15 protein-coding genes and 1 riboswitch are annotated in these 13,407 nt (G+C 36.3%); of the genes, 9 read left to right on the plus strand and 6 right to left on the minus strand.

Features of this window, described 5'->3' with window-relative positions; translation table 11 throughout:
* The first annotated feature begins 7 nt into the window (after positions 1-7).
* Both DB895_RS07060 and DB895_RS07065 read left to right on the plus strand, forming a co-directional pair.
* Complete coding sequence (locus DB895_RS07060) at positions 8-847, plus strand: phytoene/squalene synthase family protein (RefSeq protein WP_116724664.1); 840 nt, start codon at positions 8-10, stop codon at positions 845-847.
* Positions 848-858: 11 nt separating this feature from the next.
* On the plus strand, positions 859-1,302 hold the full coding sequence (locus tag DB895_RS07065) for a sterol desaturase family protein (protein WP_116724756.1): 444 nt from the start codon (positions 859-861) through the stop codon (positions 1,300-1,302).
* A 70-nt stretch (positions 1,303-1,372) separates the two neighbouring features.
* Here the strand turns inward: DB895_RS07065 and DB895_RS07070 are convergent, their stop codons facing one another.
* From DB895_RS07070 to DB895_RS07085, 4 genes are read right to left on the minus strand one after another with little or no spacing between them, the layout of a single operon-like run.
* On the minus strand, positions 1,373-1,909 hold the full coding sequence (locus tag DB895_RS07070) for a DUF4252 domain-containing protein (protein WP_116724665.1): 537 nt from the start codon (positions 1,907-1,909) through the stop codon (positions 1,373-1,375).
* Positions 1,910-1,916: 7 nt separating this feature from the next.
* Positions 1,917-2,435 (minus strand): DUF4252 domain-containing protein, encoded by a 519-nt coding sequence (locus DB895_RS07075; protein WP_116724666.1) that lies wholly within the window; start codon positions 2,433-2,435, stop codon positions 1,917-1,919.
* 13 nt (positions 2,436-2,448) lie between these two features.
* Positions 2,449-2,898 carry a hypothetical protein gene (locus tag DB895_RS07080; RefSeq protein ID WP_116724667.1) on the minus strand — a complete coding sequence of 150 codons (450 nt, stop codon included), beginning with the start codon at positions 2,896-2,898 and terminating at the stop codon, positions 2,449-2,451.
* Entirely contained in the window at positions 2,885-3,394 is a 510-nt protein-coding gene (locus DB895_RS07085) for an RNA polymerase sigma factor (protein ID WP_116724668.1), read from the minus strand. The genes DB895_RS07080 and DB895_RS07085 overlap by 14 nt, the downstream gene beginning before the upstream one ends.
* A gap of 123 nt (positions 3,395-3,517) precedes the next feature.
* Here DB895_RS07085 and DB895_RS07090 point away from each other — a divergent pair, with 123 nt between their 5' ends.
* Positions 3,518-4,981, plus strand: a complete 1,464-nt coding sequence (locus DB895_RS07090; protein WP_116724669.1) for a S41 family peptidase — start codon at positions 3,518-3,520, stop codon at positions 4,979-4,981.
* Between the two features lie 56 nt (positions 4,982-5,037).
* Here the strand turns inward: DB895_RS07090 and DB895_RS07095 are convergent, their stop codons facing one another.
* Both DB895_RS07095 and DB895_RS07100 read right to left on the minus strand, forming a co-directional pair.
* The gene (locus tag DB895_RS07095; protein WP_116724670.1) at positions 5,038-6,114 is read right to left on the minus strand and encodes a YncE family protein; all 1,077 of its coding nucleotides are present in this window, start codon (positions 6,112-6,114) and stop codon (positions 5,038-5,040) included.
* Positions 6,115-6,118: 4 nt separating this feature from the next.
* Positions 6,119-7,948 (minus strand): TonB-dependent receptor plug domain-containing protein, encoded by a 1,830-nt coding sequence (locus DB895_RS07100; protein ID WP_116724757.1) that lies wholly within the window; start codon positions 7,946-7,948, stop codon positions 6,119-6,121.
* A 31-nt stretch (positions 7,949-7,979) separates the two neighbouring features.
* Positions 7,980-8,178: riboswitch (cobalamin riboswitch) on the minus strand.
* Between the two features lie 81 nt (positions 8,179-8,259).
* On the opposite strand from DB895_RS07100, the gene DB895_RS07105 reads away from it, so the two are divergent.
* The 6 genes from DB895_RS07105 to DB895_RS07130 all read left to right on the plus strand — a co-directional run bounded on the left by DB895_RS07105 (position 8,260) and on the right by DB895_RS07130 (position 13,308).
* Positions 8,260-9,405 (plus strand): ABC transporter substrate-binding protein, encoded by a 1,146-nt coding sequence (locus DB895_RS07105; RefSeq protein ID WP_116724671.1) that lies wholly within the window; start codon positions 8,260-8,262, stop codon positions 9,403-9,405.
* Positions 9,406-10,437, plus strand: coding sequence for an iron ABC transporter permease (locus DB895_RS07110; protein ID WP_116724672.1), 1,032 nt, complete (start codon positions 9,406-9,408; stop codon positions 10,435-10,437). It abuts the gene before it with no gap.
* Positions 10,438-10,613: 176 nt separating this feature from the next.
* The gene (locus DB895_RS07115; protein WP_116724673.1) at positions 10,614-11,027 is read left to right on the plus strand and encodes a GxxExxY protein; all 414 of its coding nucleotides are present in this window, start codon (positions 10,614-10,616) and stop codon (positions 11,025-11,027) included.
* 43 nt (positions 11,028-11,070) lie between these two features.
* Positions 11,071-11,856 (plus strand): ABC transporter ATP-binding protein, encoded by a 786-nt coding sequence (locus DB895_RS07120; RefSeq protein ID WP_116724758.1) that lies wholly within the window; start codon positions 11,071-11,073, stop codon positions 11,854-11,856.
* A 271-nt stretch (positions 11,857-12,127) separates the two neighbouring features.
* Positions 12,128-12,466 (plus strand): hypothetical protein, encoded by a 339-nt coding sequence (locus DB895_RS07125; RefSeq protein ID WP_133242654.1) that lies wholly within the window; start codon positions 12,128-12,130, stop codon positions 12,464-12,466.
* A 224-nt stretch (positions 12,467-12,690) separates the two neighbouring features.
* Positions 12,691-13,308 carry a WG repeat-containing protein gene (locus DB895_RS07130; protein ID WP_116724675.1) on the plus strand — a complete coding sequence of 206 codons (618 nt, stop codon included), beginning with the start codon at positions 12,691-12,693 and terminating at the stop codon, positions 13,306-13,308.
* Positions 13,309-13,407 lie beyond the last annotated feature (99 nt).

The following is a 13,407-nucleotide window of genomic DNA, read 5'->3' on the forward strand; positions in this document are numbered from 1 at the left end:
TACATATATGAAATCTATTTTTGATAAAGTCTCTTTTGATTGCAGTAGGAATGTAACCAAATCCTACAGCACTTCTTTTTCCTCGGCAGTAAAAATGTTAGCACCAAGCATACGGCAGGACATCTATAATATATACGGTTTTGTGCGCTTTGCAGATGAAATAGTAGATAGTTTTCACGATTACAATAAAGAAGAGTTATTTGATATTTTCGAATACGACCTAGCTTTGGCTTTGAAACAAAAAATTAGTCTAAACCCTATTTTAAACTCCTTCCAGCATACAGTTACCAAAAATAATATTCCGAAAGAATTGATTGCCACTTTCATGAAAAGTATGAAACTGGATTTGTTTAAAACCGAATATAAAACGCAGGATGAATATAACGAATATATTTTTGGGTCGGCCGATGTAGTGGGTTTAATGTGTTTGAAAGTTTTTGTAAAAGGAGATATTGCCCAATTTGAAGAATTGAAACATTCCGCCATGAGATTAGGATCTGCTTTCCAAAAAGTGAATTTCCTTCGGGATTTAAAAGCCGATTTTGAAGGATTGAACAGAACCTATTTCCCTAATACGGATTTGAATAAATTGGACGAAATTTCAAAATTAAAAATCATCGAAGAAATTGAAGCCGATTTCAAGGCTGGCTATGAAGGAATTCTAAATTTACCTTTGGAAGCAAAATTTGGTGTCTATATGGCCTATGTGTACTACAAAAAACTGCTTTCAAAATTAAAAAATACGCCTTCGGCCGAAATAAAAAACACTCGAATCAGGGTGCCCGATTATCAAAAATACGGACTTTTTGCCAAATGTTATTTCTCATACAAATTGAACATTATCTAAATTCAAAAATCATGTGGTTGCATATTCTGGTATTCTTCATTACTTTTTTCTTCATGGAATTCATGGCTTGGTTCAGTCATAAATATATTATGCATGGTTTTTTGTGGTCATTGCATGCCGATCATCATAAAAAAGACCATGAATCCTGGTTTGAAAGAAATGATGCTTTTTTTATTTTTTATGCCGTAATAAGCATTGGATGTTTTTTACTTTGGCAGAACAATATTCTAGAAATTGGATTGGCTTTAGGATTAGGGATTTTCGCTTACGGATTGGCTTATTTTATGGTTCATGATGTTTTTATTCACCAACGCTTTAAATTATTCCGAAATGCAAATAATGTCTATTCCAGAGCCCTTAGGAGGGCACACAAAATGCATCATAAACATGTAGGAAAAGAAGATGGAGAATGTTTCGGGATGTTAATGGTTCCTTTTAAATATTTCAAAAAGTAGATACTTCATAAAAAAAGCGTCAATGATAGTATAATCGGGACGCTTTTTCATTAGAATTAACGGCTGAAAACTATTTTTTAAACATTTCTTGCAAGGGTTTCAACTGCTCCAAATCAATATTGCCACTTTGTAGGATTGTCATCATGGTCATGATGCTTGTGGGATTCATGTCTTTCCCCAAAATCCGGATCACTGCAAATCCGTTTTCCTTTTTATTGGCAAAAAGAACAAATTCTTCAATATGCTCATCGGAACCCACAAAACTTACGGAAGCGCCTTCTTTACCCGAACCAAATTTCAGGAGCTGCTGGTACTTCTCCTCTTTCAAAATGGTATCTACTTTTGCCCGTTCAATTTCAAATTGCGCTTTATTGGTACCATTCAATTTAAAAGCCAAAATATTCATTTTATCGAAAGATTGCAATGCTTTATTTTGTTCTGCGGATAATTTTGTTTTATCAATGTTCAAAATGCTTGGCGCGATGTCTAGTGCGATGAAATTCTTGTTTTCGGTATTTTCCACAAAATATTTTTGCAGGGAAGGTTTTGAATTGCAACTTGTTAAACACAAACTGCATATTGCCAAAAAGTTAAAAATCAGTTTCATATTACTTTTATCTTTTTGTTGCTTTTTTCAAATCGTCTCCGCCGGGAATTCTCATTTTATCGGTTAGTATAGAGATTTCATTCAAATCGAAATCACCCGTCAATGACATTAAAACGGTATCGTCACTTTTTGCACCTTCAATAAACATGAGCAACTCTCTCACTTGAGAATCTTTTGTTCCTGATTTCACTAGAATTTTTATATTCCTTCCGTTTTCATTTACCCGCATCAGTTCATCCAAACCAGCCGTTTTTATATATTTCTCAGTGGCAGCTTTCATTTCGTTCTCCACTCGGGTACTTTTTGTGGTAAACACTTTAAGATTTTCCAATTTCTTGATTAAATTCAGATATTGTTGCGCCTGTTTATCGGTTGCATCCATCTTCACCTTGCTCATCAATTCGAACATTTTTTTGTTCACTATAATTGATGTTACATCATCCTGTCCGTCGAATTTATCGAAAGCGGTTTGACCGAAAAAAGTATTGGAAACCAATAGTACTAATGTGATTATAAATTTTTGCATTTTTTTTGATTTATTATTGTTTAAAAATTAAATTTTTTGAATTCTGATATTCCTGAACGTATTGCACGCTTTCAATCCCAACATTAACATGATTTGATAATAAGGCTAATGCTTTTTGTGTTTCCCTATAAGCCACCTCAGGGTCATCATAGGTTCCTAAATCTTGGTTCTGATTTGCTTTGTTGTTATTCAAATATACGTATGTTCCAATTCCCAGCAAAACAACAACCGAAGCTGCAATGGACAGCCATGCTAGATTGTATTTCTTTGTTTGCGGCAGAATCTCCCGCTCAAATTCTTCCTTTTTCACAAGAGAAAAGTATCCGAATAAAGGCTTGTATTGTTCTAAATGAGGCAAAACATTTGATGAGGAGAAATATTTTCGCAACTCCTGTTCTTCGGCAATACTGGTTCCCCCTTGAAAATATTTTTCTAATAGCTCTTCTATATTATTGCAATCCATAACTGTGTGTTTTTAACATAAATTCCCGTATCCTTTTCCTCCCTCTTGAAAGGGACACCCGAATGGCGGTTTCATTCATCTCTAAAATTTTTGCGATTTCTTCAAATTCATATTGCTCAATGTCCCGCATCTGAATAATTAATCGCTGTTGTTCCGGGAGTTGGTTAATTATTTTTTCAACCCAATTCAAACTATCATCGTCTTCAACTTTCTTATCTAAACTGGGTTCCTTATCCGTAAAATTAGTATGTACCGTTTTAAGATTTCCCGCTCTTTTTGATTTTAACTGATCCAAACAATAATTCTTGGTCATCGTCATCGCAAAAGCTTCTACATTATTATAACCATCCAAACTGCCATTTTTATTCCATAATTTTACCAAAACTTCCTGGGTTGCGTCTTCAGCTTCCTCCGTGCTTATGAGTAATCGCTTGGCCAACCGAAAGACCTTGTCTTTGAATGGAGCGATTAGCAGCACAAACTCATTTTGGTTCATAAAGGGCGTGTATTGTATTGGGTTATACTATCAAGACGAAAGATCTATATATTTGTTACAAAGAAGATAAAATAAAACTAAAGTTAGTATTTTTACGTTGATTAAATATCAAAAATTACAACCATGAGAATACCTCCCAAATTTATACTTTTATCATTTCTGCTTTTTTTTACTTTTCAAGGCTGCGAAGACTATAACTACGCATCAACTCCAAGTGATTTAAAAGTGAATGATTTTGTATGGAAGGGACTAAATTTGTATTATTTATGGCAAGCCGATGTTCCGAATTTGGCAGATACCCAATTTAGGAACCAACAGGATTTGAATGGCTTTTTATATGCACACCCAATACCTGAAGATTTATTTCAAGACTTGTTAAATAAACCTAAAAGTAAATTCCCCGTTGGTGAGGCAATAGACCGGTTTAGTGTTCTCTTTTCGGATTATACGCAATTGGAAGGCATTTTATCCGGAACCACAAAAAATGACGGCTTGGAATCTGGATTCTATTACAAAGATGCCTCCGCAACTTCCATATTTGGTGTGGTTCGTTATGTCATCCCAAATTCTGATGCCAGTAAAAAAGACATTCACAGAGGCGATATTTTTTATGCGGTAAATGGAGAACCCCTCAATAAAAGCAATATCAATACTCTTTTAGGAAATGAAGCCTATACTCTTAATCTGGCCGATTATGACAACGGAAACATTACTCCGAATTCCCGATCGGTCAACTTAACAAAAACCGTATTGTCTGAAAATCCCGTTTTAATCAATAAAGTCATAGAAAATGGCACTCACAAAATTGGTTATTTGATGTACAACGGCTTTTACCCCAACTATGAAAATCAACTGAACAATGCCTTTGGCCAACTAAAATCGCAAGGAATTACCGACTTTGTTCTGGATTTGCGTTACAATTCCGGCGGTTCCGTGGCAACGGCAACCCGACTGGCCAGCATGATTACGGGGCAATTTACGGGACAGGTTTTTGCCAAACAACAGTGGAATGCAAAGGCAGAAGCCTATTTTAGTTCCAAAAATACGGGAGGCCTGTCTAATTTATTTACCAATAGGATCAACACGAACGCTGCCCTAAATTCTTTGAATCTAAGCAAAATTTATATTCTTACTTCAAAAAGCACGGCATCGGCCAGTGAATTGGTCATAAATGGATTAAAGCCCTATATTAATGTCGTGCAAATTGGCGATGTAACCACCGGAAAAAATGTAGGTTCCATCACTTTATACGATTCTCCAACATTTACAAAAAAGGATATAAACCCATCCCATCACTACGCCATGCAACCTCTAGTTTTGAAAATCGTTAACAAAGTGGGTTTTGGGGATTATATTACAGGTTTACAACCCGATAGTTTGTTAAAAGAAGATGTATCCAATATGGGGATTCTTGGTGATGGCAATGAACCTCTATTGAATACTGCCATTGTCAAAATTTCAGGAGGAGGCAGAAGAATACCAAAAAATCCAGCAAAAGTCTTCGAAAATGTTATTGGTAATCAACCCGAAAAGCGATTGAAAAGCGAAATGTATGTTGATTCCGCTCTGGAAGGATTTTTGAAGTAACCGCATAAAAAAAGCTTTCCGTTACAGAAAGCTTTTTTTGAATAATTTCACTGTACTTATTTGTTAAAACAAAAACCCGCCGGGATAACCCCCACAGTATGGGAATGCACATAAGTTCCCGAAGAAAAATAGGTAAAGACTTTTCCGTTGGCACTGAAATCTCCGGCATCTCCTACATAAATATAATTGTTTTTTACAGCAAAACTATAAATAGTGTTACCCCCTTGAGCGGAAATAGTAAGCAAAGCAGAAGTGGGTAAAGTTGTAGCGGCAATACCCATAGAATAAACTGAAGAACCCGAAGTATAATACAACTTTTCATTATCAATGTCTAAATTAGACGGATGGGCGGTTAAGGAAAAATTGATACTGCTGGTCACTGTATTTGTTCCCAAGTCAACTTTATCCAATTCCCCGGCGGTTTCAGCTCCTGACCAAGACGATTTTCCTTCACAAAGAACATATAACGAACCGTTATTAATTTCCATAGAATTAGGAACATCTCCAACATTTATAGTCGAAGTTACTGCATCCGAAATGGTATTGATTACCGAAATCGTGTTTCCATATCCAAACCCTCCGGAATGGGCAACATACAGGTAACCATTGTTTTCAATTATTTTATCTGGCCCCTCAACAACTGAAATCGTTCCCGAAACAGTGTAGTTTGTCAAATCTAAAACGGCAACAAAATCATCCGAAACACTACTTCCATTACCCCAATTGGTCACATATCCTTTCCCATTTGCAAAAGCAATATATCTGGGATTGTTCATACCCGTAGTAATTGTGGCAACATGCGCCATCGTATACCGATTTACCACTTCAATTTTATTGGAAATATTTGCCACAATAAACGCCAAATCGCCATAAATCGCCATATTTTGGGCTACGTCTCCTAAGATTAATGTTGGGTTCACCAAAGAAAAAATGTTGTTTTGTAATGTCGAAAAATCATTCGATAGATAGGAAATCGATGCATTCCCTTTATTAAACCCGCCTTGATTCAAAATCAATATTCCATTGTCATAAGCTCCAAGCGGAGTTTCAATAATAGGATCTTCGTCTTTGGTACAAGAAACGAGAAAAATTGGACTCAAAAGGGCTAGAAGAATTACTTTCTTAAAATTCATGTTGTTATAATTTAAGGTTCATATTAATATTAAAATTTATGCCTGGCATAGGGCGCATGGACACGCTTTGATATTTTTCGTTAAACAAATTCAAAATCTGAAAGCCTATTTTATAGGTTTTTGATTTGCCAAAATCATAATCAAACCCCATATTGAAAACTTTGTATTCCTGGAGTTTATAGAAATTATCCGAAGAGGTAAAAACTTTTCCGTTATACAAAAACTGACAATAAATAGCCGTTTTATTGTACGAATACTCCAGTGAAGTGATCATTTTATGAAATGGAGTATAGATCAACTGTTTTTTTGTTTCCTGATTTTCAGAAACGGTATAGGCATAATTTGCCTGTAAATTGAGGTTATGCTTCCCGATTTTTTCATTCAGGTTCAAATTAGATTCCATACCGTAGGCATGAACTTTATTCGTGTTTTCTGGCCGCCAAACCCCTGATGTGTTGGGCTTCCAGCTAATCATATTTTCAATTTTATTGTAAAACCCCGTTGCGGAAATTCGAATGTTTTTAAAAACCATTTCTTGTCCCACTTCAAACTGATAGGCATCTTCCGGATTTAAACTGGCATTACCGCTGCCTTTCCAATACAAATCATTGAAAGTTGGAATTCTGAAATTTCTGGAGAAATTCAATTTCAAATTATAATTTTTTGTAACATCGTATTTTGTCCCAATTGCGTATAAAAAAGGACTTTTATAGTTTTGGGTGTCTTCTTTTCTTACACTGATTTCGTATTGAAGCTGTTTGAAAACGTGGAGCTTCATCAAAAAAATTCCAGATGCAATTTGACGTTTATGCGCCAACACATCCGAACCAAATCCTTTGGTTTGAGTAAAATCTACAATAGAATTAAATATCAATTTTGCATTTACTTTATACGTCAAATCGTGTTTAACAACAACCGTTTCTGCCCGTCCCGTAGTATAAAAGGATTGGTCTTTGTCTTCAAAATAAGTGTACTGTTCCCCCAAAAAGGCCAATTTAAATTTGGATACAAATGAATGAAACACCCCATCCCATTCCATCAAATTTCGGGTATCCAAATTCCGATATTTACTTTTTGACGGTGCGGCCAACGTTCCCGAAAAATGTCTTTCCCCTTCAAAAAGCTGACTGTAAAATTTCAAAATAGTAGCAGGATTTAATTGATACCCAAAATTCGCATGGATACTGGTGTTCTGAAACTGTCCGTTCTCGTTTTTCCGATTCGTGTCCAAATATTTATAATCATTATCCGATGAGTTTCTCGAAACACTAATCTGAGTACTCGCTTTTTCAGTAGAAGCCCTAATTTTATAATTGGCTCCAATAAAGTGGAAACTGCCACAATTAAGTAGCAATTCGTTTGTAAACTGCTCTCTAAAAACCATGTCGTTGTTGAGATGAATGCTTCCGCCAATGGCACCGCTACCGTAAATGGCACTTCCGCCTCCGGCACGAACCGCCACATTGTCAAAATCCCGTGTCGTAATGGTATTAAAATCGGTTTGTCCGTTGAGCTGCGAATTGATGTTGATTCCGTTCCAAATCACGGCTGTTTGTTGTGCCGTTGTTCCCCTAAAGGAAGGGGAAGAAACCATGCCCAAGCCATTTTCCTTGAAATAAATTGCCGAATTGTAATTGAGCAATGAGGTTAATGACGACTGGTTTTTCTTGATGACAGAATCATTAAGTACAGAAACCGATTGAGTTTGGGAGAAGTTTTTGAGCTGTGCATCGGACACGATTACTTCCCTTAATGGTACGATACTGTCGTTTTGTGCCGAAATGAATTGGCAACCAAATACAAAACAACCAACAAATAGTTTTCTTAAAGTCATAATTCCTGAACCTTTTTTCCCGAAAGTTCGATATTCGTTAAGAAAAAAGGCAGGTCTCCTGGCTTGCGTCTTGTTGTTTGCCTTCCCACCACGCAAGGCGTGACAGTGGTTTTTGTAGATAACAACAAGCTTAATAGCTTACAGTTGCGGGAACAGCTTAGGTTTTGAACCTAATTCCCTTTTAATGTGATTCTAAAAATAAAATCACAACCTTAATTCGGGTGCAAATATAGTTTTATCATTTGAATAAATAATTATTTTTGATTTTTAAATGTGATTACATATACCTTTGCGTTTTTGAAACCCATCCGATGAAATCATTTTTCCTGAAATTTACACTGTTCTTATTGGCGCTTTCCCTCACGGAATGCAAACAAAATGATAGCAATTCCGTTGCGGCAAAAAAAACAAATTCGGAAAATCAAATTCATTATGCCAAAGGTTTTTCTATCTATAAATACAAAGGCTTTTCGGTTGTAAACGTTTCCAATCCCTGGCCGAAAGCAAACCAGAACTTCACCTACATCCTTAAAGAAAAAAACGGAATTGTTCCCGACAGTTTAAAACAATATACCACAATTGCGGTGCCGATACAAACAATTGTAGTGACCTCAACAACCCATATTCCTTCCCTGGAAATGCTGGGCGTCGAAAATTCACTCATCGGTTTTCCGCATTTGGAATACATTTCTTCCGAGAAAGTCCGAACCCGAATTGAACAGGGGAAAATCAGGGAATTGGGCAACAACCAAGATTTAAACACCGAAGTTTTATTAGACAGCGCACCCGATTTAATCATTGGTTACGGTATTGACAACAACAATCCCGCGCTAGACAATCTCCAAAAAAGCGGTTTAAAAGTAATGCTCAACGGTGACTGGAACGAGGAAACCCCTTTGGGAAAAGCCGAATGGATTAAGTTTTTTGGAGCCATATACGGTTTGGACAAAAAAGCAAATTCCATTTTCACGACCATCGAAAATGAATATAAAAAAACAATGGAACTGGCGTTGAAAGCCAAAACAAAACCAACCGTTTTTGCCGGAGCCATTTATGAAAACCAATGGTTTATGCCACAAGGAAACTCCTGGGGAAGCTATTTTATAAAAGACGCTTTTGCGGATTATCTTTGGAAAGAAACAAACGGAACCGGTAGTCTGGCGCTTTCCTTTGAAACCGTTTTGGAAAAAGCAAAGGATGCCGATTTTTGGATTGGTCCGGGACAATTCACTTCCTTCAAAGAAATGGCCGATGCCAACGCCCATTACATGCAATTCAGCGCTTTCAAAAACAAAAAAGTATACTCCTTCAGTTCCAAAAAAGGAAAAACTGGCGGCGTCATTTATTATGAATTAGCGCCCAACCGTCCCGATTTAGTTTTGAAGGACATTTTGAAAATTGTGCATCCGGAGTTGTTACCTGACTATAAATTGTTTTTCTTTGAGCCCTTAAAATAAATGCAAAACTCCAAACGAAATAACACTTTATTCCTAGTTTTAACCCTGTTATTGCTATTCCTATTCCTATTGAATATCAGTTTGGGGTCGGTTGCCATTCCCATCAAGGAAGTTTTCAAAAGCCTGATTGGCGAGAATCTATCCAAAGAAACCTGGCAGTATATTATCCTTAATTATCGTTTGCCCAAAGCCATCACGGCCGTTCTCGTGGGGATGGGATTGTCTATTAGTGGTTTGTTGATGCAAACGCTTTTCCGGAATCCATTGGCAGGGCCTTATGTTTTGGGTTTGAGTTCGGGATCGAGTTTGGGAGTTGCCTTTGTGGTGCTTGGGGCAGGCCTTTTACCGGAATTTGCCACCTCGCTCCTATTGTCTTCTTACGGAATTGTTCTTGCTTCCTGTCTAGGGAGTTTTCTGGTTTTATTAGCCGTTTTATTTGTTTCGCACCGCTTGCGCGACACCATGGCCATCCTGATTGTGGGGTTAATGTTCGGCAGTTTTACCAGCGCCATTGTAGGGGTACTCACCTACTTTAGCACCGCCGAACAATTGCAGAAATTCACTTTTTGGTCCCTCGGCAACATCGGAAATCTATCATGGACCTCCATATCCATTTTATCCATTTCGGTTTTCGTAGGATTGCTTTTAAGTCTTTTCAGCATAAAACCTTTGAATGCCTTGCTTCTTGGAGAAAATTATGCCAAAAGTCTCGGCTTGAATTACTCCAAATCCCGATTAATTATTCTTTTTGCCACAAGCATTTTAGCTGGAAGCATCACCGCTTTTGCTGGCCCAATAGCCTTTGTGGGACTGGCCGTTCCGCATATCGCAAAGTTGGCATTTCAAACCAGTAATCACACTGTATTGTTTTGGAGCACCTTGCTTTTTGGGGCCATCATCATGTTGATTTGCGATATCTTCTCCCATTTTCCGGGAAGCGATTTAATTTTGCCTATTAATGCCATTACATCCATAATTGGTGCGCCTATAGTGATTTGGTTGTTGATTCGGAAACAAAAAATGATGGGATGATGAAAAAGTGTGGTGAAAATTGAAACACATAGAAACATAGAAAAAAACGAATTGAAAGAACTAATATAGAAAATTATTTTTCCGCATAGCGCTAATCTAAATCACTGGAGCCTAATTTGAAAAGCGTTGAAATAAGTCTTAAAAAAATAAGTAACAATTAATGACAATAAATTAAAATGATTACACAAAAATATTTAGATGAATTGACTTACGAGGTTATCGGGTCTGCAATTGAAGTGCATAAAAACATCGGGAGAGGTTTACTAGAAAGTGTTTACCATCAGTGCTTAAAGGAAGAATTATCCATTAGAAAAATAAACTTTTTATCAGAAATGAAAGTTCCTTTAATTTATAAAAATAAAGAACTTGAAGTAGATTTTAGATGTGATTTATTTGTAGAGAACTGTTTGGTCGTCGAGTTAAAATCGGTATTGCAACTAAACCCTATAATTGAAGCACAGCTTCAAACCTATATGAAACTTTTAAAAGCTCCAAAAGGGATTATAATAAATTTTAATTGTTTCAATATTTTCAAAGAAGGACAGAAAACTTTAGTAAATGAATATTTCAAAAATTTACCAAAAGAATAAAAATCTATGTTTCTATGTGTTTAAAAAATTTGATTTATTATATATGACCTATAACAAAGAAATACTTTCCACTTCAAATATCAGCATTGGATACCATTCCAAAGGCAAGAACACCATTATTGCCGAAAATCTAAATATATCCCTAGAAAAAGGAAAACTCGTTGCTTTAATTGGGGCGAACGGTATAGGAAAATCGACGCTTTTGCGAACCCTAACCGGCATCCAAAAACCACTTTCGGGAAGCGTTTTTTTGAATAACACCAACATACAGGAATACGAACCCTTAGCCCTTGCCCAACAAATGAGCCTGGTACTTACCGAAAAATTGCCGCCAAGCAACCTCACCGTTTTTGAACTCATTGCCCTTGGCAGACAACCCTACACGAACTGGATTGGCAAACTAACGCCCCAGGACATTACCAAAGTCAACGAGGCGATGCATCTCACTCAAATCAGTTCTTTGGCAACCAAAAAACATTATGAAATTAGCGACGGGCAACTGCAAAAGGTCTTAATTGCAAGGGCTTTGGCACAAGACACTCCCCTAATTATTCTGGACGAACCCACAACCCACCTTGATTTGTTGCACAAAGTTTCGGTATTCAAATTGCTGAAAAAACTGGCGCACGAAACCGGAAAGTGCATCCTGTTTTCTACCCATGATATTGATATGGCCATCCAGTTGACCGACGAAATCATTATCATGACTCCCCAAACCGTGGAGCAGAACCAACCTTGCAACCTGATTTCGAAAGGAAGTTTTGCTACCTTATTCCAGGACGAACACATCACTTTTGATAGCGAAAAAGGGAAGTTTAATTTTAACTAATACCCCATTCCATTTATGCCTTCCTTACTATTGCATAGGATCTCCTATACTTTATGTAGGTGATACCTATACTTTATGTAGGTTATACCTATACTTTATGTAGGTTATACCTATACTTTATGTAGGTTATACCTATATTTTACGTAGGTTATAACTATACTTTATGTAGGTTATGCCTATATTTTATGTAGGTTATACCTATATTTTATGTAAGTGATACCTATATTTTATAGTGGTAAACTTAAAAAAAGCTATTTTTGTTAAAAAAAGCATGAGCAATCCAGTATCTATTAGCAGCGGAGAATTATTCCGAAATTATTTCAGCAAAAACAAAATTTCAAAATCGGCATTAGCCAAAAAAATAGGGATGCCCTACTCGAATTTGTTGCGGTACACGGTGACTAGAAACAAACCTTTAGAAACCATGCTCAAAATTTGTGTAGGGCTGGAGCACAATTTCTTCCAAGATATAGCGGCAAAACTACCCAGCCATTATACCACCGATGTCCCGAAAGATACTGCTGCAATAGTGGAAATAGAATCCCTAAAGGGAAAAATAAGAATACTGGAATCTGAAAAAGAATTGTTACTGCAGGTTTTGAAAAGGTAAAATCTCTTTAGAAAAGAAGTTGGATTTATCCAAATTGGCTTTTAGCAATGTCCATGACAAATGCTACGACGTTTTGATAGTAAAACCCTGATTAGTCCCAGTGCCCCACATGACCCTGTTTTCTTACAATCAATTAATATTATTTCAGTACATTTGGAATTCGATATGCTAGTTTGTAGTGAGTATTATACGAGTTGTAGACAATTTATAAATAATCTCATAAAATGAAACACATCTTTTATATAATAACGTTTTTAATTTCCTTCAATAATTTTGGTCAAGAAAAGTTCAAGATAAAGCAAGTGGAAACAAAAAGTTGGAAATCGATTTATTACTTAGTCAACGAAAAAGGAAAAACTATAAAAGAATTGGATACAGCAAAATATGTCATTTCATTGAACGATGACAGATATAGATATTTTGCTGTTTTTATGATAAAGGGTGAAAGCGGTTGGTCTGCAATAGATCGTAGTGAAAGGATTCTATTTAAAATTTATAACACAAGTTTTGGAGAACCTACGCCTGATGAAATCATTGAGAATAAGATAAGAATTGTTGATGAAAATAATAAAATTGGATTTGCCGATTATAAAGGAAAGATTATCATAAAACCTCAATTTGAAATAGCAACTTCATTTCATAAAGGCAAAGCAATTATTGGAGAAAGTTGTGATAAAATCCCTTGGGATAAGCACGCAAAAGAAGAGGATTGTCACCACTACTCGATTGTGTGTAAAAAACACGGATATATAAATGATAATGGAGAAATTTTACAAATTGGAGACTTTAGTTTTGAAGAAATTCAAAAAAAGATAAAATGGAAAGCACCAGAAATGTATTAGTAATCCCAGAAGTCACACATATATAAGCGGTTCGTTAGCGCTGATTTGCAATCAGTGCCCATTCTGCGAAGTGTTCAGTAACGCTCCGAGAAGTCTCTA

This window comes from Flavobacterium psychrotolerans (assembly GCF_003097635.1).
GTDB classification, from domain to species: domain Bacteria; phylum Bacteroidota; class Bacteroidia; order Flavobacteriales; family Flavobacteriaceae; genus Flavobacterium; species Flavobacterium psychrotolerans.

Coding starts and splice junctions, on each gene's coding strand:
- DB895_RS07060 (WP_116724664.1), top strand. CDS start 8: ATGAAATCTATTTTTGATAAAGTCTCTTTTGATTGCAGTAGGAATGTA.
- DB895_RS07065 (WP_116724756.1), top strand. CDS start 859: ATGTGGTTGCATATTCTGGTATTCTTCATTACTTTTTTCTTCATGGAA.
- DB895_RS07070 (WP_116724665.1), bottom strand. CDS start 1,909: ATGAAACTGATTTTTAACTTTTTGGCAATATGCAGTTTGTGTTTAACA.
- DB895_RS07075 (WP_116724666.1), bottom strand. CDS start 2,435: ATGCAAAAATTTATAATCACATTAGTACTATTGGTTTCCAATACTTTT.
- DB895_RS07080 (WP_116724667.1), bottom strand. CDS start 2,898: ATGGATTGCAATAATATAGAAGAGCTATTAGAAAAATATTTTCAAGGG.
- DB895_RS07085 (WP_116724668.1), bottom strand. CDS start 3,394: ATGAACCAAAATGAGTTTGTGCTGCTAATCGCTCCATTCAAAGACAAG.
- DB895_RS07090 (WP_116724669.1), top strand. CDS start 3,518: ATGAGAATACCTCCCAAATTTATACTTTTATCATTTCTGCTTTTTTTT.
- DB895_RS07095 (WP_116724670.1), bottom strand. CDS start 6,114: ATGAATTTTAAGAAAGTAATTCTTCTAGCCCTTTTGAGTCCAATTTTT.
- DB895_RS07100 (WP_116724757.1), bottom strand. CDS start 7,948: ATGACTTTAAGAAAACTATTTGTTGGTTGTTTTGTATTTGGTTGCCAA.
- DB895_RS07105 (WP_116724671.1), top strand. CDS start 8,260: ATGAAATCATTTTTCCTGAAATTTACACTGTTCTTATTGGCGCTTTCC.
- DB895_RS07110 (WP_116724672.1), top strand. CDS start 9,406: ATGCAAAACTCCAAACGAAATAACACTTTATTCCTAGTTTTAACCCTG.
- DB895_RS07115 (WP_116724673.1), top strand. CDS start 10,614: ATGATTACACAAAAATATTTAGATGAATTGACTTACGAGGTTATCGGG.
- DB895_RS07120 (WP_116724758.1), top strand. CDS start 11,071: ATGACCTATAACAAAGAAATACTTTCCACTTCAAATATCAGCATTGGA.
- DB895_RS07125 (WP_133242654.1), top strand. CDS start 12,128: ATGAGCAATCCAGTATCTATTAGCAGCGGAGAATTATTCCGAAATTAT.
- DB895_RS07130 (WP_116724675.1), top strand. CDS start 12,691: ATGAAACACATCTTTTATATAATAACGTTTTTAATTTCCTTCAATAAT.